Annotated in this window: 15 protein-coding genes and 1 pseudogene; 11 read left to right on the top strand and 5 right to left on the bottom strand. The window is 66.5% G+C overall.

Annotated elements, in window-relative coordinates; translation table 11 throughout:
- The first annotated feature begins 293 nt into the window (after nt 1–293).
- Nucleotides 294–539, top strand: a complete 246-nt coding sequence (locus VSR34_RS23290; protein ID WP_042288352.1) for a DUF2964 family protein — start codon at nt 294–296, stop codon at nt 537–539.
- A 111-nt stretch (nt 540–650) separates the two neighbouring features.
- On the opposite strand, the gene VSR34_RS23285 is transcribed toward VSR34_RS23290, so the two are convergent.
- Nucleotides 651–1265, bottom strand: a complete 615-nt coding sequence (locus tag VSR34_RS23285; RefSeq protein ID WP_028209626.1) for a hypothetical protein — start codon at nt 1263–1265, stop codon at nt 651–653.
- 757 nt (nt 1266–2022) lie between these two features.
- Here VSR34_RS23285 and VSR34_RS23280 point away from each other — a divergent pair.
- Nucleotides 2023–2427 (top strand): helix-turn-helix domain-containing protein, encoded by a 405-nt coding sequence (locus tag VSR34_RS23280; protein ID WP_028209627.1) that lies wholly within the window; start codon nt 2023–2025, stop codon nt 2425–2427.
- A gap of 82 nt (nt 2428–2509) precedes the next feature.
- Here the strand turns inward: VSR34_RS23280 and VSR34_RS23275 are convergent, their stop codons facing one another.
- On the bottom strand, nt 2510–4192 hold the full coding sequence (locus VSR34_RS23275; protein ID WP_063625061.1) for a diguanylate cyclase: 1683 nt from the start codon (nt 4190–4192) through the stop codon (nt 2510–2512).
- A 126-nt stretch (nt 4193–4318) separates the two neighbouring features.
- Between VSR34_RS23275 and VSR34_RS23270 the strand changes: the two genes are divergently transcribed.
- A complete protein-coding gene (locus tag VSR34_RS23270) occupies nt 4319–5908 on the top strand; it encodes an inorganic phosphate transporter (RefSeq protein WP_028230651.1) in 1590 nt (529 codons plus the stop codon).
- Nucleotides 5909–5993: 85 nt separating this feature from the next.
- Here the strand turns inward: VSR34_RS23270 and ppk2 are convergent, their stop codons facing one another.
- The 3 genes and pseudogenes from ppk2 to VSR34_RS23255 form a co-directional block, all read right to left on the bottom strand.
- Nucleotides 5994–6929 (bottom strand): polyphosphate kinase 2, encoded by a 936-nt coding sequence (gene ppk2, locus VSR34_RS23265; RefSeq protein ID WP_028209629.1) that lies wholly within the window; start codon nt 6927–6929, stop codon nt 5994–5996.
- Nucleotides 6930–7018: 89 nt separating this feature from the next.
- The gene (locus VSR34_RS23260) at nt 7019–7399 is read right to left on the bottom strand and encodes a VOC family protein (RefSeq protein ID WP_036017664.1); all 381 of its coding nucleotides are present in this window, start codon (nt 7397–7399) and stop codon (nt 7019–7021) included.
- A 372-nt stretch (nt 7400–7771) separates the two neighbouring features.
- Nucleotides 7772–8425 (bottom strand): annotated as a pseudogene (locus VSR34_RS23255) (FadR/GntR family transcriptional regulator); the annotation flags it as partial.
- A gap of 253 nt (nt 8426–8678) precedes the next feature.
- On the opposite strand from VSR34_RS23255, the gene VSR34_RS23250 reads away from it, so the two are divergent.
- The 8 genes from VSR34_RS23250 (at nt 8679) to VSR34_RS23215 (ending at nt 19317) form a co-directional block, all read left to right on the top strand.
- Nucleotides 8679–9473 carry a (Fe-S)-binding protein gene (locus VSR34_RS23250; protein ID WP_028209631.1) on the top strand — a complete coding sequence of 265 codons (795 nt, stop codon included), beginning with the start codon at nt 8679–8681 and terminating at the stop codon, nt 9471–9473.
- Nucleotides 9470–10204: an LUD domain-containing protein gene (locus VSR34_RS23245; RefSeq protein WP_342963671.1), complete on the top strand. Its 735-nt coding sequence runs from the start codon at nt 9470–9472 to the stop codon at nt 10202–10204. Before VSR34_RS23250 ends, VSR34_RS23245 begins: the two co-directional genes overlap by 4 nt.
- Before the next feature lie 32 nt (nt 10205–10236).
- Nucleotides 10237–11697 carry a LutB/LldF family L-lactate oxidation iron-sulfur protein gene (locus VSR34_RS23240; protein WP_028209632.1) on the top strand — a complete coding sequence of 487 codons (1461 nt, stop codon included), beginning with the start codon at nt 10237–10239 and terminating at the stop codon, nt 11695–11697.
- A 91-nt stretch (nt 11698–11788) separates the two neighbouring features.
- On the top strand, nt 11789–13498 hold the full coding sequence (locus tag VSR34_RS23235; protein ID WP_342963670.1) for a lactate permease LctP family transporter: 1710 nt from the start codon (nt 11789–11791) through the stop codon (nt 13496–13498).
- A gap of 194 nt (nt 13499–13692) precedes the next feature.
- Nucleotides 13693–14178, top strand: a complete 486-nt coding sequence (locus tag VSR34_RS23230) for a hypothetical protein (RefSeq protein WP_063625062.1) — start codon at nt 13693–13695, stop codon at nt 14176–14178.
- Between the two features lie 305 nt (nt 14179–14483).
- On the top strand, nt 14484–17285 hold the full coding sequence (locus VSR34_RS23225; protein WP_342963669.1) for a monovalent cation/H+ antiporter subunit A: 2802 nt from the start codon (nt 14484–14486) through the stop codon (nt 17283–17285).
- The gene (locus VSR34_RS23220; RefSeq protein WP_342963668.1) at nt 17285–17638 is read left to right on the top strand and encodes a Na+/H+ antiporter subunit C; all 354 of its coding nucleotides are present in this window, start codon (nt 17285–17287) and stop codon (nt 17636–17638) included. The genes VSR34_RS23225 and VSR34_RS23220 overlap by 1 nt, the downstream gene beginning before the upstream one ends.
- Nucleotides 17635–19317, top strand: a complete 1683-nt coding sequence (locus tag VSR34_RS23215; protein WP_342963667.1) for a monovalent cation/H+ antiporter subunit D — start codon at nt 17635–17637, stop codon at nt 19315–19317. Before VSR34_RS23220 ends, VSR34_RS23215 begins: the two co-directional genes overlap by 4 nt.
- Nucleotide 19318 lies beyond the last annotated feature (1 nt).

Below are 19318 nucleotides of genomic sequence, written 5' to 3'. Positions count from 1 at the left end.
AACCGCACGCAAAAAAAAGCCGCCGAACTTTTCGGCGGCCAACAGGGGACGTGAAGAACAACTGCGAATCGAACTATCGAATCGAACTATCGAAGCGACCCGACGAGCCGATCATGGCGACCCAAAATTAAGACAAACTTAAACGCGCGCAAAAAACGATCAAGAATTCCGGCGCGGTGACACTGAAAAGCGAATGAACGCGTGATAATGGGCTCGCTATAATTCGTTTTGGGTCTGGCCGCTCGTTCAATCGCGCCTGCATGGCCGCCCATTACCCTACCGGAAAAGACGCCATGTTTGATCGACTGCATCGGTTTATCGAAGGCGCAGGTCCCGAGCGACGCCATCGCGTGTGGAGCAAGATGCGCATTTTCGTGGCGGCCATGGGCACGCTTGGCTCTGCCGCCGGCATTGCCATCGCGGTGGTCGGCCTCATCAACTTCGACCGCCAGAAGGTCATCACCGGCGTGGCGGTCATCATCGTCTGTACGGCGATTTACGTCACCATCCTCGTGCGCGATCGCAATCGCGTCGATTAGCGTCGCCTGGGGTTCGCCTGGGATTCGCCTGGCGTTGATTAGCGCGCTTCGGCAGCGGCACCGAGGCCAAAGCGCGCAACGCCACTCGATCAGGCGCACTCCGGCGTCACCTCACTGCACGGGCTGGCCACCGCGCGTGACCTGCACCGCCGTCGCGCCCACATAGTCGGCGCGAATGCTGTCACCCACCTTGATCGACTCGAGCGGCACGTCCGGCGGCGCCACCACCACGACCGTGCGATTCGGCCCGCGCAACGCGACCTTGCGGCTCTTGCGATCGATCTTCTCCACCGTCGCGACCACCTGCACGCTGCGCGCGGTCGCCGCAACGCCACCGGAAGCGGGCGTGGTAGCGACCGTATCGACGCGCGAGCGTATGCCCCTCGTCGCCACCTTGTCGGCACGCAGCAGCAGCGCCTCCTTGTAGAGGATCTTCACTTCGTCGCCGGGCTTGAGCTTGCTCACGTCGCCCACCGTGGGATCGACCGTGACCGTCACCTGCTTGCCGCGCGCGCCGCGCAATGTGACCGCATTGTTGGCGGCATCGATGCTCACGACTTTTGCCGTAGTCTGGACTTCGCCGATCTGGAGCGTGGCGCCTGGCGCACTCTCGGGCGCGGCTTCCGATGCCGTCTGCGCACGCAGCGGCACGTTCGGCGACACGCCAAGGGCAAGCACGAGCAGCGCGCCGAGCAACGGCGAGGACGAACGATAGCGCAACATCATGGGAGGTCTCCTTCGGTGGACCATCAATGGCAGTACCGCATAATCAGCCCCACCCGGTTCCCGGGGCGATGCGAATCCGACGTGTTTCGTTCATTTCGAACGAATCCAATCCGCATTGAAATCGATTCCATGGATTTGCCAAAACCATTTTGCACAGAAAAATCAAATCGCTCCCTGAAACTGCCCCACATTTACCCGCATTGATCATTAGTCCGTCAATATGTCACAGCATGCAAGAAACGCTAACAAACATCTTTAAAAATGCATCGCCTATATTTAATTCGCATTGAATGGCGACGGACCTCGCGGGACACGTCCCGAATCGCGCGATTACTCATACAAAACGGCTCGGGGTTGAATCCTTGAGCGAAACAGTCAAGCTATAGCGCGGCCCGCGAAGGAAGGATCGCATTGCACCATCAAACGGGAAACGGCCACGCCCATTGTTGAGCGATCCGGGTCGGTTGATTTTTCTCATTAGTTCAGGATTATCCACAAGTCAAGCAGACTATTTTTCCGCTAGCTATACACATTCCCTACAAAAACAATTATTAATATCCGCTGCGGAACACGGAGGCGTTTCGCAGAATGCGCCCTTTGTCCGGGCGTCGATTTCGCCGTCCGTCATGGTTTCTCGCGTCACCGCACCCGCGCGGGAGCCATGGCAAGCGACAAGACCCGCATGCAGGAAAAGGGTTACAGGAGCGGCACGTCCTCATTGCCGCATGACCGGAATCTTTCGTCGACGAGTGAACACATGCTTACCCGAACCGAGAACCTGCCGAGCGTCGCGAGAAGAATGGCCGCCGGCCAGATGTTGATGGAAGGCGCGACGGTGAATTCCGTCGCCGATTCATTGCACCTTTCCGCCCAGACGGTGAGGCGCTATAAGTCGATCGTCGAGGACGGCGGTCTCGCCGCGCTCCAGCAGATGAGCGTGGGCGGCCGACCTTCGGTACTCGATCAAGCCGCGCTAGGCTGGATCGCGAGCGCCCTGCACGGCTCCGCGCGCGACCACGGCTTCCCGAGCGACGCATGGACCAACAGCCGCGTGCGCGAGCTGATCGGCCGCCAGTTCGGCGTGCACTATTCGCGCGTCTATACCTGGCAGATCGTCTCGAACCTCGGCCTCGGCCACCGGCTGTCGAAATCGGCCCGCTGACCGGCGCGGCCCGGCGCCGCGCGCCGCTCACAAGGCGGCGCGCCTTGGGCTGCCGCAGGTTGCATAGTCGCATCGCGTGGCATCAGGTGGCATCAGGTCGCATCGCGCTGGGGCGCCTCGCGCCTCGGGCTCCGGCTGCGGAGTCCACCAGCGGCTGCACCGTCTCGCCCGTCCACTGCTGCGACCGGACCTGATTGCGGCCCGCGTCCTTGGCCTCGTAGAGCAGGCGGTCGGCGGCGGCCAGCAGTTGCGCGCCGCTGCCGCCTTCCGGCGGATTGCAGCTCGCGCACCCCGCGCTGACCGTCACGCACCCGCGTTGCGTACCGCTCAGCGTGAGATTGGCCGACTCGATGCCTTTGCGGATCTTCTCCGCGATGCCCGTCGCGGCGTCTAGCGGCGTGCCCGGCAGCACCACGGCGAACTCCTCGCCGCCAATGCGGGCGGCCAGGTCCGTCGCGCGCCGCGATCCCGAAGCAATGCGCTCGGCCACGAAAGTCAGCACTTCGTCTCCGGCGGCGTGGCCGTACGTGTCGTTGAAGAGCTTGAAATGATCGATGTCGAAGAACAACAGCGACAACGGCGTGCGCTCGCGCACCGCGCGCCGCCATTCCTCCGCGAGACGCATGTCGAGTGCGCGCCGGTTCGGAAGGCCCGTGAGCGGGTCCGTCACCGCGAGGCGCGTAAGCTCCGCCTCGGCCCGCACCTTGCCGCGCAGCGCGAACGCGAGCATCCACGAAACCACGACCCACGCGCCGCCGAACACCGTAGTCATCACGAGCGCGATACCGCTGCGCCGCCGCCACTCGGCAAGCACATCCTGCACGGCGGGCGCCGCGACGACGATGAACGGCGAGTTGTCCACGTGCGCAAAGGTGTAGATGCGCTCCACGCCGTCGAGCGCCGAACGCGACGTGAACGTGCCGCCATCGTGTCGGGCGTCGCTACGCCGGGCGTCGCCACCTCGCGCGTCGCCATGCCGGGCAAAGACCGCGTAATTCGGCAAGCCCGACTCATTCGCCCCGGCGCCCTGCGGCAGTGCCGGCTTGCTCGCGAGCAGCGTGCCGTCGTGCATGAGGATGAACAGATTGCTGCCCGGCCCCAGGTCGACGCGCTCCAGCAACTGCTGAAAATAGTCGAGGCGCACGCCGAGCAGCGCAACGCCCGCGAACGCGCCATCGGGCGCGTCGATGCGGCGCGTGAGGCCGATGGTGAGCAAGCCGCCGCGCAGGCGCGAACGGTACGGCCTGGAGAAGAAGAGCCCCGCGTGCGCGTCGCGCTGCTCCGCGATGAAGTAATCGCGGTCGGCGAACGAGACGCTACCCGCCATGGGCTCGGCCACGCTGCTCTGCGACGCTTTCACGTGGCCCTCGGCGTCGATCACATAGGCGCCGCCCAGGTTCGACGCCGCCGTCGCCCGGTCGAACAACATGCGGTAGCGCAGCGCCTCGGGCATCTGCCAGGTCGCCGGTTGACGGGCCGCCGCGACCACGGCTTGCAGCGACAGATCGTAGATCTCCACATTGCGCGCAATGTCGTTGCTGATGAGCTGGACGACGTTGCGCGAGTTGTCGGCCGCGTGGCGCAGCGCTTCGGCGCGGCCCGCATAGATCGCCGCGTAAGTCAGCACAGCCATCACCGTCGCGATGAGCGTGCCGGAAAGCCCGGCGAAGAAGGGATGGTTGCCGATCAGGCGCGTCGCCGCCCTCGCCCGCGCGACGGCCCATCGACGCATCAGAATACGCAGCGAAAGAACCCGTTTTGGCATCTGCGCTAACCCTCGATCACGATTGATAGGGCATGGGTGGCACAAAACCGTCATCAAACCGACACCTCAGCGGTTCACGATCGGTAACGAACCTCTGTCCGTCTTCACCCCGGGAGTCCGACTGCCATGCCAGATCTTTCCCTGTCACCGCAACCGGACACCGCCCCGGCGCGCGGGCGCAACGTCAGCCTGCTCGTCTTCCTGATCGTCGTCGCCGCCGGCGCGGTGTACGTCGGGATGAATCTCGCGAGTGACCTCTCGCCCGTGCGCGAAAGCTCTGCGCTCCCGTGGCTCCTGCTTGGCATCGCGCTCCTCATCGCGCTCGGCTTCGAGTTCGTGAACGGCTTCCACGATACCGCGAATGCGGTCGCAACCGTGATCTATACGCATTCGCTTTCGCCCAACGTCGCCGTGGTCTGGTCGGGCGCGTGGAATTTTCTGGGCGTGCTCCTGTCGACGGGCGCGGTGGCTTTCGGCATCCTGCAACTGCTGCCGGTCGAGCTGATTCTGCAGGTGGGCAGCAGCGCGGGCTTCGCGATGGTGTTCGCCCTGCTCATTGCCGCGATCATCTGGAATCTGGGCACGTGGTATTTCGGACTGCCGTCGTCGAGCTCGCATACGCTCATCGGCTCGATCATCGGCGTGGGTCTCATGAACCAGCTCATGCACGGCGCGAATGGCACGAGCGGCGTGGACTGGAGCCAGGCGCTGGGCGTGGGCAAGTCGCTGCTCTTTTCGCCGATCATCGGTTTTCTGCTGGCCGGCTTGCTGCTGCTGATCCTGAAAGCCGTCGTGCGCGTGCCGGCGCTCTACGCCGAGCCGAAGGGCAAGGAGCCGCCGCCGTTCTGGATCCGCGCGCTGCTCATCCTCACCTGCACGGGCGTTTCCTTCGCACACGGCTCGAACGACGGTCAGAAAGGGATGGGCCTCATCATGCTGATCCTGATCGGCACGGTGCCGACCGCCTATGCGCTGAACCGCGCCGTGACGGCCGAGCAGACGCAAACCTTCATCGCCGTTGCGCACGACGCCACCCGCGCGCTCGAGCGCTACACGAACGGCGTGGCCGCACCGGCCGACTCGCGCGGCGAAGTGGAGCGCTTCATCGGCACACGCTCGCTCTCCAGCACGACGGTGCCCGCGCTCGCCGCGCTGTCGAACCAGGTGGCGGAGCAGGTTCGCGGCTACGGCTCGCTTGCGGCGGTGCCGCAATCGGTCGTCGACAACGTGCGCAACAACATGTACGTGGTTTCCGAAGCGATCCGCCTGATCGACAAGCAGAAGGCCGTGCCCTTCCCGGCCGAGGACGCGAAGGCGGTCCTCAACTTCCGCAAGCAGATCGACCACGCGACCAAGTTCATCCCTACGTGGGTGAAAGTGGCCGTGGCGATCGCGCTCGGCCTCGGCACGATGGTGGGCTGGAAACGCATCGTGGTGACGGTGGGCGAGCGCATCGGCAAGCAGCATCTGACTTACGGCCAGGGCGGCTGCGCCGAGGTCGTGGCGATGGTGACGATCGGCGCGGCGGACGTGTATGGCCTGCCGGTCTCGACCACGCACGTGCTTTCGTCGGGCGTGGCGGGCACGATGGCGGCGAACGGCTCGGGCCTGCAGTGGAACACCGTGCGCAGCCTCGTGATGGCGTGGGTGCTCACGCTGCCCGCTTCGATCGTGCTGGCGGGTGCGCTGTACTGGGTGTTCAAGCACCTCTTCTGAGCCCGAGCGAACCGCATAAAGCAAAGCCGCGCTCTCCCGATGGGAAGCGCGGTTGTCCTCGTGGCACGGCACAAGCGTCAACGCCTCAATAGATCTCCGGAACGAACATGTCCTGCGGCACCGGCTGACGAATGTAGTCGGGATGATGCACGCGCGCCGGCAGCGTGACATGCGGGTGCTCGATCTCGTGATACGGCACCTGGGTCAGCAGATGGTGAATGCAGTTCAGGCGCGCACGCTTCTTGTCCACGCCCTGCACGACCCACCAAGGCGCCTCGGGAATGTGCGAGCGCTGCAGCATCACCTCCTTCACGTGCGTGTAGGCCTCCCAGCGGCGGCGGCTTTCGAGGTCCATCGGCGAGAGCTTCCACTGCTTGAGCGGATCTTCGATGCGGCTCTGGAAGCGCACCTCCTGCTCGTCGTCCGTGATCGAGAACCAGTACTTGACGATCTGGATGCCGCTCCTCACCAGCATCTTTTCGAACTCGGGCACCGAGCGGAAGAATTCTTCGTATTCATCGTCGGTGCAAAAGTTCATCACGCGCTCCACGCCCGCGCGGTTGTACCAGCTGCGATCGAACAGCACCATTTCGCCGCCCGCCGGCAGATGCTGCACGTAGCGCTGGAAATACCATTGGGTGCGCTCGCGGTTGTTCGGCGCGGGCAGCGCGGCCACGCGGCACATACGCGGGTTCAGGCGCTGCGTGATCCGCTTGATGACGCCGCCCTTGCCCGCCGCGTCGCGCCCTTCGAAGATGACGACGAGCCGGTGCCCCGTGCTCACGATCCAGTCCTGCAGCTTCACGAGTTCGCCTTGCAGGCGGATCAGCTCGCGGAAGTAGACCCGGCGCAGCGCGCGCGCCTCGTCGCTGATCTGCAGGCCGCTTTCCTGCAGGCGATCGTCGACCTCCATTTCGAGTTCTTCGTCGTACGCATCGATGAGCTCTTCGTCCAGTCGCCGACGGCGATGCACTTCGGAATCCCGCAGTTCGGCGTCCAGCGCGCGGTCGATTTCATTCATGGCGACTCTCTCCTTGGTCGGTATGCTGACAACTCGCGCCACTATCGGCGCGGCGAGTGTCACGAATATTTCAAATGCCTCGCGGCGGCTCACGCGAGCGGCTTCGCGAAGCTCAGTTCATGGCCGTCCGGATCGAGCAGATGGAAGTAGCGCTCACCCCACGGCGCGTCGCGCGGCGCGAATTCGGGCTGGGCTCCCACGGCCAGCGCGTGGGCGTAAAAAGCATCGACGTCGGCGACGTGGAAAATCACGCGCCCCCAGCCGCTCACCGCGCCATGCGCACCTTCGAGCAGGTTCAGATAGCAGACGCCCGCCGCGCCGCCCAGCTCGAACGATGCGAAGCCCGGCATGGCAGGCCCGGCTTTGCGCACGAAGCCCAGCGCCGCGTAAAAGGGCGCCGAGCGTGCGACGTCGCTGACGGTCAGCGTCACGGCGCTCAACGACAGGATCTGCGCGGCGCGCTCGTTCATGTCTCCCTCCAGCCGTTGCCTGGGCCTACGCGGCCCGATCAGCCGACTTTAGCAGCGTTCGCGGGCCACGGCCGCTGTACTGGCGCAGCGCAGGGACCGTCGCCTGCCAAAAGCGATTCAGGTGCCGCCAGACGGTGTACGGCGCCGCGCGCGCGTTGCATCCATGGTTCGTCCCCCCGGCGCTTCGCGCGTCGCGGCGCTCGCGCTGCGGCTCCCCCTGGCGCGCTTTTCCCGGGTTTCGTCGACATCCGTGGCATTCGACGATTTCGGGGCGCGCCCGCCGCTGGTCCTGCGCCCACTGTCCGGCCACGCCGGCGCCGGCACCGCATCGCCACTGGTTGGACCACTTTCCGGCCAGCCGATCTCCTCGCCTACCCGCGTGCGCACGAAGTCGATGTGCGTCTGCATCGCCGTGCGCGCCTCCTCGGGACGCCGGGCGGCGATCGCGTCGCACAGCGCCCGGTGCTGCTCCAGCAACCGGTCGGGCGCGTCCTCGTTCTGCACGCGCAACCCCGTGCCGTTGATCGTGATGTGCTCGCGTAACACGCCCAGCACGCTCGTATGCAGGTGCAGGAACATCGCGTTGTGCGAGGCCTGCGCAATCGCCTCGTGCAGTTTCGCGTCGGCGTCGGCCTCCGCAGCCTTGTCGTCCACTGCGCGCGTGCGCTCCAGTTCCTCCATCAGCGCGCGGATGCGCGCAAGCTCGTCGTCGCTCGCGCGCAACGCCGCGAACCAGGCGGTGGCGCCTTCCAGCACGCGCCTGAATTCGAGGATGTCGTCGCGCAAGGCGGGATGATCGGCCACGAGTTGTCCCCATGGTGAAGCAAACCCCGTGCGCAACTGGTCGGTGACGAACACGCCCGCTCCCGGGCGGCTCTGCACGAGGCCGCGCGCGGCGAGCCGCTGGATCGCCTCGCGCACCGTATTGCGCGCCACCTCGTATTCCACCGCGAGCACGCGCTCCGAAGGCAGCTTCGTGCCCGCGCGCCAGGTGCCGTCGAGCAGCGACGTCTCCATCTGGCGCATCACGGTTTCCACGCGTCCGCGCGAGCCTGCCCTGCTCCTCATTGCCATAGCCATGCCACCCCGTGCCGTCCCCGAATTTCGCTGTCTAGGGCGGCCGTGGTCCAACCAGTTTGAACCGCGCGCCCGAAGCGGGAATTATGCGCTCAAACCAGCGCCCTTCCCCAAGCTGCGGATCCCGCCAACCCAGGCGGTCGCACAGGCTCAGCGGGCGCTACACGGCGTGCACCAACGCGCCAGGACACCGGAGCGAGACATGAAGCCACGGCAATACCCCAGCGCAAAGCGCCCCACCGACGTCTATCTGTTCGCTACCTGCCTCGTCGACCTGTTCGTGCCGCAAGCCGGCCTCGACGCGGTGAAGCTGCTCGAACGCGAAGGCCTCACGGTCCATTTCCCGCGCAGCCAAAGCTGCTGCGGCCAGCCCGCATACAGCAGCGGCAACCCGCGCCAGGCGCGCGAGGTGGCGCTCGCACAGCTCGGCCTCTTCGAAAATCCGTGGCCCGTGATCGTGCCCTCGGGCTCGTGCGCGGGCATGATGCGCCACCACTGGCCCACGCTGTTCGACGACGATGCGGCGAACGCCCGGCGCGCCGCGGCGCTTTCGGAGCGCGTGTACGAGCTCACGGAGTTCCTCGTGCGCGTGCTGAACGTGGATTTCAGTGCGTACGCTGCCAAGGGTTCCGACGGGCAGGCCACTGAAAGCATCGTGCTTCACACCTCATGCGGGGCACGGCGCGAGATGGGCACGCGCGTGCACGGCGTCGAAGCCGTGGATGCGCTGCCGGGCGTCACGCGTATCGAGCACGAACGCGAGTCGGAGTGCTGCGGCTTCGGCGGCACGTTCTCGCTCAAGCATCCCGACATTTCCGGCGCGATGGTCGCCGACAAGATCGCCTCCGCCTGCGCGACCGGCTGCGAGCGCCTCGTTTCCGCCGACTGCGGCTGCCTGCTCAACATCGGCCACGCGGCGGCGCACAAAGGCGCGCCCCTCGCCGTGGAGCACCTCGCCTCGTTCCTCTGGCGCCGCACCGGCGGGGAGGCCGCATGAGCCTCGACACGACGAGCGCGCGCTCGCGCATGTTAGGACGCCTGCGCAGCCACGCGCCGGCTGCGCCTGCCACGACGGTCGAGGCGCTCGATGCGAGCATCGACGCGCATTTCGCCGCGCGCCGCGCACACGCGCCGCTTGCGCTGAACGAGCGTATCGCCCAGTTCCAGCAGATGCTCGAAGCCGCGCACGCCGAGGTGATCCGCGCCTGCACCGCGAGCTGGGCCGCCGACCTCGCGCAGCGGCTCGCCGCGGCAGGCGTGCGCAGCCTGCTGCTCGACACCGCATGCGCCGAAGGCCAGGCGCTCGCGGCAGCGCTCCCCGCCGCCGTGCAGGCGCGCAGCTACGCACAGCCGATCGAGCAGTGGAAAGCCGAACTCTTCGACACCGTCGACGCGGGCTTCACGGTCGCGCGTTCGGGTCTCGCGGCGACGGGCACGCTCGTGGTCGCGCCCGACGCGAACGCGCCGCGCACGGTCTCGCTCGTGCCGCCGCTGCACGTCGCGCTGATCCACGCGCGCACGTTGCACGCCGACCTGCATGCCGCCGTGGCGGCGGAGCGCTGGAGCGAGGGAATGCCCACCAATCTCGTGATGATCTCTGGACCGTCCAAGACCTCGGACATCCAGCAGACCACGGCCTATGGCGCGCATGGCCCGCGCGCACTGTGGGTCGTGATCGTGACCGATGACACAGGCGTTGCCAGCGCGCAGCCCGGAGCCGCCCAATGAACACGAGCACGAACATGACGGCGATCCCGCAGATGCCCCGCGCCCAAGGCCAGGAAAACACGCTCCACTTCGTGCCGACCGAGCAATTCCGTCAGCGCGCACGCGCGGCGCTGGACGACCCGCAACTGCGCAAGAGCTTTCGCGGCGCGATGGACTTCCTGCAAGGCAAGCGCGCCGCGCAGTTCCCCGAAGCCGACGAGCTCGAAGCCCTGCGCGACCTCGGCGAAGCGGTGCGCCAGCACGCGCTCGCGCGCCTGCCCGAATTGCTCGAGCAACTGGAAGCGAGACTGCGCACCAACGGCATCGAGGTCCACTGGGCCGAAACCGCCGACGAGGCGAACCGCATCGTTCACGCCATCGCCCGGCAGCATGCGGCCACGCGCGTGATCAAAGGCAAGTCGATGGCGAGCGAGGAAATCGAGCTCAATCATTACCTCGCGGAGCGCGGCGTCGACTGCATCGAGTCCGACATGGGCGAGTACATCGTCCAGCTCGCGGGCGAGAAGCCCTCGCACATCGTCATGCCCGCCATCCACAAGACGAAGGGCGACATCGGGCATCTCTTCGAAGAGCACATTCCGGATACGCCGTACACCGAAGACGTCGACACGCTCATTCAAACGGGCCGCCGTGCGCTGCGCCGCGCCTTCGTGGATGCGCAGATCGGGCTCTCCGGCGTCAACTTCGCCGCCGCCGACACGGGCACGCTCTGGCTCGTGGAGAACGAAGGCAACGGCCGCCTTTCCACCACGGTGCCCGACGTGCATATCGCGATCATGGGCATGGAAAAAGTGGTGGCGAAGCTCGAGCACATCGTGCCGCTTTCGAGCCTGCTCACGCGCTCGGCAACGGGCCAGCCGATCACGACGTATTTCAACCTGATCAGCAGCCCGCGCCGCGAAGGCGAAAAAGACGGCCCGCGCCACGTGCATCTCGTCCTGCTCGACAACGGCCGCAGCCAGGCTTACGCCGACGAGCAATTGCGCGCCACGCTGCAATGCATCCGCTGCGGCGCGTGCATGAACCACTGCCCCGTGTATACGCGCATTGGCGGGCATGCTTATGGCACGACGTACCCGGGCCCGATCGGCAAGATCATCTCGCCGCATCTGCTCGGGCTCGACGCGACCGCCGAACTGCCCACGGCATCGAGCCTGTGCGGCGCGTGCGGCGAAGTCTGTCCGGTACGCATTCCGATTCCGCAACTGCTCGTGCGACTGCGCACCGAAGCGAACCGCGACCCCGAGGAAAGCGTCGCGCATCCGCTGCGTGGACAAGGCGCGAATCACAGCAGGAGCGAGCAGTTCATCTGGCGCTTCTGGAGCGGCGCGTTCGCGCACCCGCGCGCGTATCGCGCGCTGCGCTGGGCCGTCACGCGCTTGCGCGGCCTCGCGCCCTCGCAGCAGATGGGCTGGACCCAGCATCGAACGCCGCTCAAGCCCGCACCGCGCAGCCTGCACGACCTGCTGCGCGAGCGCGACCAGCCGCAATAGCGCCCGGTTGATCTGGCATGCGAAACAAATCCCAAAGCATGCCTGACGACCACGGATACATTTTCTACCCGCATTATCGGAGGAGACCGAAGTGCAACCCTGGCACCAGACCTATATCCCACTCGGCAGTCTATGGCTTTCCGCGCTCGTAGCCGCCGTTCCCATTCTGTTTTTCTTCGTCGCGCTCGCCGGCCTGCGCATGAAGGGCCACGTCGCCGCGGCGATCACGCTGTTGCTCGCCCTCGCCGTGGCGATCTTCGAGTACGGCATGCCCGTGCGCCAGGCGCTCACCTCGGCGGGCTTCGGCTTCGCGTACGGCATCTGGCCGATCGCGTGGATCATCGTCACGGCGGTGTTCCTCTACAAGATCGTCGTGAAGACGGGGCAGTTCGAAATCATCCGCGCGTCGGTGCTCTCGATCACCGATGACCAGCGCCTGCAACTGCTCTTGATCGGCTTCTCGTTCGGCGCGTTCCTGGAAGGCGCGGCGGGCTTCGGCGCGCCTGTGGCGATCACGGCGGCGCTGCTCGTCGGCCTCGGCTTCGAGCCGCTCTATGCCGCGGGCCTGTGCCTCATCGCCAACACCGCGCCGGTCGCGTTCGGCGCGATGGGCATTCCCATCATCGTCGCGGGGCAGGTAACGGGCATCGACCCGTTCCTGATCGGCGCGATGGCGGGCCGCCAGCTGCCCCTACTGTCGCTCTTCGTGCCCTTCTGGCTCGTCTTCATCATGGACGGCAAGCGCGGCGTCAAGGAAACTTGGCCCGCCGCACTCGTCGCGGGCGGCAGCTTCGCTGTTACGCAGTACTTCACGTCCAACCACATCGGGCCTGAGCTCCCTGACATCACCTCGGCGCTCGTGAGCCTCGTCGCGCTCGCCGCGTTCCTCAAGGTGTGGCAGCCGCGCCGTGCCGCGCAAGGCGCGAACGTGCGGGTTGGCGGCGGCGCGGTGGCGCTCGGCGGCTTCGGCGGTGGTATCGGCGGTTCGCGCGTGGCGGCCTCGAGCCGCCAGGCTTCGCCGTACAGCGTGGCGCAAACCGTGCGCGCGTGGTCGCCGTTCATCCTGCTCACCGCCATCGTGACGGTGTGGAGCGTCAAGCCGTTCAAGGCGCTCTTCGCAGCGAAGGGGCCGCTCGGCGGCACCGTTCTGAGCCTGCACGTGCCGGGGCTCGATCAGCTCATCGTCCGCACGGCGCCGATCGTCGCGTCGCCCAAACCCTATGAGGCCGTGTTCAAGCTCGACTGGCTCTCCGCCGTGGGCACCGCGATCATGATCACGGCGATCCTTTCCGCCATCCTGCTGCGCATGAAGCCGCGTGCGGCCGTGGCCGCGTTCTTCGAGACGCTCGGCGAGCTGCGCCGCCCCGTGCTCTCGATCGGCCTCGTGCTCGCTTTCGCGTTCGTCGCGAACTACTCGGGCATGTCGTCGACGCTGGCGCTAGCACTAGCCGGCACGGGTGCCGCGTTCCCGTTCTTCTCGCCGTTCCTCGGCTGGCTCGGCGTCTTCCTCACGGGTTCCGATACCTCGTCGAACGCGCTGTTCTGCTCGCTCCAGCACACCACGGCGCACCAGATCAACGTGTCGGACACCCTGCTCGTGGCGGCCAACACCTCGGGCGGCGTGAGCGGCAAGATGATCTCGCCGCAGTCGATCGCGGTGGCGTGCGCGGCAACGGGCCTCGTCGGCAAGGAGTCGTCGCTGTTCCGCTTCACGCTGCGTCACAGCCTGTTCTTCGCTGCCGTGGTGGGCGTGGTGACGCTGATACAGGCCTATGTGCTCACGGGCATGATTCCGCAGTAATCGCGAAGTCGCTATTGCAACGCGCCGTAATGAAAGCCGGTGCCCGCCGTATGCGGGCACCGGCTTTTTCGCCTGCAACGGGCCGAAGCGAAAACACCTTGTTTTAAGGCACTTTTAAGCCGCCCTGCCTACCCTCTATTCATCCGGCACGCATTCGCGCCGGCATTCGGTCAACGAAACGATGGAGGTCAAAAATGAAAGCACGTTCAACTCCGTGGATCGGCGCGGCGCTCGCGCTCGCCGTGGTGGTCGGCACACCGGGCGCGTGGGCGGCTACCCCGGCAACCGGGACGAACGGCGCAAGCGCAAACGACACGGCCGCGACCGCCGGCGTCCTCCCGCCCGCGCAGCACATGGGCGACATCGCGTATGTCTCGGGCGGCATCGGCAGCGACCAGTCCGCGGCATTCAAGGCGGCGATGCCTCGATACCCGCTCTCGCTCGAATTCGCGCAGCACTCGGCGGACGGCAACGAGTATCTCGCGGACGTCCCCGTGAAGATCGCCGACATGCATGGCAACCCCCTTCTCTCCACGCGCACGCGCGGCCCGTTCATGCTCGTTTCGATTCCCGATGGCCGCTACATCGTGACCGCGAGCCACGACGGCAATACCGAACGGCGCACGGTGGACATCGGCAAGACGACCCGCGCTCACGAGACCTTCGTCTGGCCGATGTGATGGATCGAGCGTAATACAGCCGGCTCTTCGCGCGGCGTGTCCCGCCGAAGGGCAGCTTTGACGTGGACGCCATGCGCTTGAGCGAGGCGTACACCCACCACGTCAATGGCCTTTCCATCGCCACACCCGCTCGAATCGCTGATGCGTCGCGAGACCCTCTGCGAGATCGCCTGACCCGCTGCACTGCATGGAGCGCCGCGCGTGTGCATCCATGCCACATGAATGAACTCCGTCCCCGATTGCGGCTATGATCGTGAACTGCGGCGCGCCGGCGCGCCGCCCAGTGGGATTCCGGGGGAGTGCGCATGGCAATGGGGTGGCTCGTCGTTTTACCGTTCGTCGCTGCGGCGCTCGTCGCGTTCGCGGGACGTCACGCGCCCGCCTCCGGCACATGGATCGCGTTCGCAGCCGCGCTTCTCGGGCTCGGCCTGCTGGGCAGCGAACGGGTGGGCATGGACAGCCACGGCGTGCTTCAATGGCAGGCCGAATGGATCCCGCAGCTCGGCCTCTCGTTCTCGCTGCGGCTCGACGGTCTCTCGTTCATGTTCGCGCAGCTCGTGCTCGCGATCGGCCTGCTCGTCTTCATTTACGCGCGCTACTACCTCGCGGGCAGCGATTCGCTGCCGCGCCTCTATGCGCTGCTGCTCCTCTTCATGGGCGCGATGCTCGGCATCGTGCTGTCGAACAATCTCCTGCTGCTCGTGATCTTCTGGGAACTCACGAGCATCGTGTCGTTCCTGCTGATCGGTTTCTGGCCGTCGCGCCCCGAGGCGCGGCGCGGCGCGCGCATGGCGCTCACCATCACGGGTGCGGGCGGACTCGCGCTGCTTGCCGCCGTGCTGCTGCTCGGCCGCGTATGCGGCAGCTACGATCTCGGCGTGGTGCTCGCGCATGCGGGCGCAGTCCAGCGCGATCCGCTTTATCCGGCCATTCTGCTGCTCGTGCTCTTTGCGGCCTGCACGAAGTCGGCGCAATTCCCGTTTCACTTCTGGCTGCCGCACGCCATGTCGGCGCCCACGCCCGTCTCCGCCTATCTGCATTCGGCGACCATGGTGAAGGCGGGCGTTTTCCTCATCGCGCGTTTCTACCCGGTGCTCGAAGGCACCGACTGGTTCTTCTATGCCACGAGCCTGATCGGCCTCGTCACGCTCACCAGCGGCGCGGCGCTCGCGCTCGTGCAGCGCGATCTCAAGGGGTTGCTCGCGTATTCGACCATCAGCCATCTCGGACTCATCGTGCTGCTGTTCGGCCTCGACACGCAGCTTTCCACCGTCGCGGCGCTCTTTCACACCTTCAATCACGCGGTGTTCAAGGCCTCGCTCTTCATGGCCGCGGGCATCATCGACCACGAAACCGGCACGCGCGACCTTGGCCGTCTGCGCGGGTTGGGGCGCTTCATGCCGCATACCGCCGTGCTCGCCAGCGTGGCGTCGCTCGCCATGGCAGGCGTGCCGCTGCTCAACGGCTTCCTCTCGAAGGAGATGTTCTTCGGCGAAACGCTCGCGCAAGGGCTGCTCGGCGATTTCAACTGGGTCATCCCCGCACTCGCCGTCATCGCCGCCGGGCTCTCGGTAGCTTACTCGCTGCGCTTCGTGTGGGGCGTGTTCTTCGACGGCGAGACGCCGCACGACCTCCCGCACTATCCGCCGCACGAACCCCCGCGCTTCATGAAGTTGCCCGTCGAGATACTCGTCGTGATCTGTCTGCTGGTCGGGCTCCTGCCGGAGCGGACCATCGGCCGGATGCTCGATTCCGCCGCGTGGGTCGCGCTGGGCGGCGTCGTGCCCTCCTACAGCCTGAGCCTGTGGCACGGCATCAATCTGCCGCTGCTCATGAGCGGCGTGTCGTTCGCCGGCGGCGCGCTGCTGTTCTTCTTTCGCCGCGACGCGTTCCGCCATCATCGTTCGCGGCTCTCCGAGATGAACGCGAGCGAAGGTTTCGACCGCTTCGTCCAGCAACTCGAGAAAGCGGCCGCCGTTGTCGTGAGCCTCTTCGAAACGCGCTCGCTGCCGTCGTATCTTGCCTGGATGATCGCCGCGATGCTGATCGTGCCAGGCGCGGCGCTGCTCGCGCTGCCCTCGCTCGATGGCGCCTACCGTTCACTCCCGCTCGACGCGATCACGCTTATCGGCCTCGTGCTGATGGCGCTGCTGGCCGTGGGTGTCGTGCTCGTTCGCGCGAATACGCTCTACGCGCTCGTGATGCTGAGCACCTGCGGGCTGCTCGTCACGCTCGCGTTCGTGCGCTTTTCCGCACCGGATCTCGCGCTCACGCAGATCTCCGTGGAAGTGGTGACCGTGCTGCTGCTCGTGCTCGCCATCTACTTCCTCCCTGTCGTACAGCGCGCGCAAGAGTCCCTGACCGCGCGGCTGCGCAACGCCGTGCTCGCCGTCGCGGGCGGCGCAATGATCGCCGGGGTGGCGTACGCCGTCATGACGCGCGCGCCCGTGGCCGGCGTGGGCCGGTACTTTCTCGCGAACGCGCTGCCCGGCAGTGGCGGTCACAACGTCGTGAACGTGATTCTCGTGGACTTCCGCGGCTTCGACACGATGGTCGAGATCAGCGTGCTGGTGGTGGCTGGGCTCGCCGTGAAGGGGCTGCTGCGCGGCCTGCGCCTGAAAGCGCCCGACACCGGGCCGGGCGGCCTGCCGTGGTCCTCGCAATCGCACCCCCTGCTGCTCGCCATTCTGGCGCGCCTCATGTTGCCGCTCACCACGCTCGTTGCCGTGTTCATCTTCCTGCGCGGCCATAATCTGCCCGGCGGCGGTTTCATCGCCTCGCTCGTGATATCGATCGCGCTCCTGCTGCAATACGTGGCGAGCGGCGTGCTGTGGACGGAGTCGCGCATCCGCATCAGCTATGGCGCGCTGGCCGGCCTCGGCATTCTCGTTGCGGCCGCAACGGGTGCCGGTGCGATCGTGCTCGGCCAGCCGTTCCTCACGAGCGCGTTCGGCCATTTGCATCTGCCGCTGATCGGCGAAATCGAGCTGAGCACGGCCATGCTGTTCGACCTCGGCGCGCTCGGCGCCGTGGTCGGCACGACGCTCACGATCGTCTCGCATCTGGGCGTGCGCGACAAGGACATGCAACACGTGGAGAAAAGCTGATGGAAGCCGCCTTCGCCATAACGCTCGGCGTGCTCTGCGCCTGCGGCATCTACCTGCTGCTGTGCGCGCGCGTGCTGCCGGTGATACTCGGCATCACGCTGTTCTCGTATGCGGTCAACCTGTTCCTGCTCGGCATGGGCCGGCTCTCCACCGGCAAGCCGCCCGTGATCGCGCCAGGCGGACAATATGCCGACCCGGTGCCGCAGGCGCTCGTGCTCACCGCCATCGTGATCGGCTTCGCAATGACGGCCTTCACGGTCGTGCTCGCGCTGCGCGCGCTCGCGATCGACGGCACCGACCATGTCGATGGCGGCACGCGCCAACGAATCGGCACGGAGATGCGCGGCGAATGAACCACGCTCTCGTCCTCCCGATCCTGATCCCGCTCTTTGCCGCCGGCGCGATCGTTGCGCTGCCGCTGCGCGCGAAGCGCCTGCAGCGTGCGATCAACGTAATTGCCACGCTCGCGCTGCTGCCGCTCGCGGTGGCATTCGCCGAACACGCGGCGCAAGGCGGGATTTCCAGCTATGCGCTCGGCGCGTGGCCGGCGCCCTTCGGCATCGTGCTGCAGATCGACCGGCTCGGCGCGCTCATGCTCGTGCTGACCGCGCTCCTCGCGTGCTGCTGTCTGCTCGGCACGACGAGCGCGGACGCGCGGCGCGGGCGCTACTATCGCGCGCTCGTGCAGTTCGAGCTGATGGGCCTGAACGGCGCGTTTCTCGCGGGCGACCTCTTCAATCTGTTCGTGTTCTTCGAGCTGCTGCTGATCGCCTCCTACGCGCTGCTGCTGCACGGTGGCGGCCGCCGCCGCGTGCGCAATGGCCTCCATTACATGCTGCTGAACCTCGTGGGCTCGTCGTTCTTCCTGATCGCGCTGGGCGTGCTGTACGGGCTCACGGGCACGCTCAACATGGCCGAAATGGGTGAGCACCTCGCGCATCTGGACGTCGCCTCGCTGCCGCTCGCCCGGTTCGCGGGCGCGACGCTCATGCTCGTGTTCGGCCTCAAGGCGGCCGTGTTCCCGATGTCGTTCTGGTTGCCGCAGGCGTATCGCAGCGCAATCGGGCCGGTGGCCGCGCTGTTCGCGATCATGACCAAGGTGGGCATCTACGCGATGCTGCGTTGCGACGCGCTCGTGTTCGGTGCAGCGGGCGGTCCCGCGGGCTCGGGCGGCATGCTCGACGCGTTCATGCATGACTGGGCATGGTGGCTCGCGATCGCGACGATCGTCTATGGCGCGCTCGGCGCGCTGGCGGTGTCGAGCCTCAAGACGACGACGGGCTTTCTCGTGCTGGTCTCCGTTGGCCTGCTGATCGCCGCCGTGACGCTGCAAACCGTGCTCGCATGGAGTGCGCTGCTCTACTATCTCATCAGCACGACGTTATGCACGGGCGCGCTGTTCCTGCTCGCCGATACGCTGGAGTCCGAAACAATCGAACCGGTCGCCGTGGCGGCCGCCGCCGAAACGCGCGAACCCGCTTCGCTCGAATCGCTCGATGACGCCACCGCACCCGCCATCACGCCCGAGGCCGACGAGGAGCCGGTGACGACGCCGCCGACAGCGGTGGATGTGGAAAAGAAGCCCGCGCCGTGGCCCTCGAACGCCGCAGGCATGCTCTATCTCGCGGCAGCCGTGGGCGCGGTCGGTCTGCCGCCGCTGTCGGGCTTTCTCGGCAAGGCCATGGTGCTCGCCGCCACACCGCTTTCGCAGGCCTTCGTGCTGTGGCCCGCCGTGCTGCTCTCGGGCCTCCTTTCGATCGTCGCGCTGAGTCGAACCGGCACGCGCCTCTTGTGGGCGATCCCCGCATCGCGCGCTTACACAGGCGTGCCCGATGTCGCGCCGCACGGCAGCCGCGCCAAACTCGGCGCGTGCGCGCTATTGCTCGCGGGCGTCGTGGCCGCAACGGTGCTGGCGGGCCCACTCAAGCACTATCTCGACGCCACCGCCGCGCAATTGCTCGACCGCGAAGCCTACGTCCAGGCGATCCTGCCCGCGCAGGCGCCGCAACCCTCGCAGGGCGGAGGAAGCTGAA

The sequence above is a fragment of the Paraburkholderia sp. JHI2823 genome (genome assembly GCF_038900695.1).
In the GTDB taxonomy this organism is placed as follows: domain Bacteria; phylum Pseudomonadota; class Gammaproteobacteria; order Burkholderiales; family Burkholderiaceae; genus Paraburkholderia; species Paraburkholderia mimosarum.
This window is presented reverse-complemented; position numbering and strand designations above follow the sequence as displayed.

Excerpts from the sequence above, each read along its gene's own strand:
- VSR34_RS23290 (WP_042288352.1), top strand. The coding sequence starts at position 294 with ATGTTTGATCGACTGCATCGGTTTATCGAAGGCGCAGGTCCCGAGCGA.
- VSR34_RS23285 (WP_028209626.1), bottom strand. The coding sequence starts at position 1,265 with ATGATGTTGCGCTATCGTTCGTCCTCGCCGTTGCTCGGCGCGCTGCTC.
- VSR34_RS23280 (WP_028209627.1), top strand. The coding sequence starts at position 2,023 with ATGCTTACCCGAACCGAGAACCTGCCGAGCGTCGCGAGAAGAATGGCC.
- VSR34_RS23275 (WP_063625061.1), bottom strand. The coding sequence starts at position 4,192 with ATGCCAAAACGGGTTCTTTCGCTGCGTATTCTGATGCGTCGATGGGCC.
- VSR34_RS23270 (WP_028230651.1), top strand. The coding sequence starts at position 4,319 with ATGCCAGATCTTTCCCTGTCACCGCAACCGGACACCGCCCCGGCGCGC.
- ppk2 (WP_028209629.1), bottom strand. The coding sequence starts at position 6,929 with ATGAATGAAATCGACCGCGCGCTGGACGCCGAACTGCGGGATTCCGAA.
- VSR34_RS23260 (WP_036017664.1), bottom strand. The coding sequence starts at position 7,399 with ATGAACGAGCGCGCCGCGCAGATCCTGTCGTTGAGCGCCGTGACGCTG.
- VSR34_RS23250 (WP_028209631.1), top strand. The coding sequence starts at position 8,679 with ATGAAGCCACGGCAATACCCCAGCGCAAAGCGCCCCACCGACGTCTAT.
- VSR34_RS23245 (WP_342963671.1), top strand. The coding sequence starts at position 9,470 with ATGAGCCTCGACACGACGAGCGCGCGCTCGCGCATGTTAGGACGCCTG.
- VSR34_RS23240 (WP_028209632.1), top strand. The coding sequence starts at position 10,237 with ATGCCCCGCGCCCAAGGCCAGGAAAACACGCTCCACTTCGTGCCGACC.
- VSR34_RS23230 (WP_063625062.1), top strand. The coding sequence starts at position 13,693 with ATGAAAGCACGTTCAACTCCGTGGATCGGCGCGGCGCTCGCGCTCGCC.
- VSR34_RS23225 (WP_342963669.1), top strand. The coding sequence starts at position 14,484 with ATGGCAATGGGGTGGCTCGTCGTTTTACCGTTCGTCGCTGCGGCGCTC.
- VSR34_RS23220 (WP_342963668.1), top strand. The coding sequence starts at position 17,285 with ATGGAAGCCGCCTTCGCCATAACGCTCGGCGTGCTCTGCGCCTGCGGC.
- VSR34_RS23215 (WP_342963667.1), top strand. The coding sequence starts at position 17,635 with ATGAACCACGCTCTCGTCCTCCCGATCCTGATCCCGCTCTTTGCCGCC.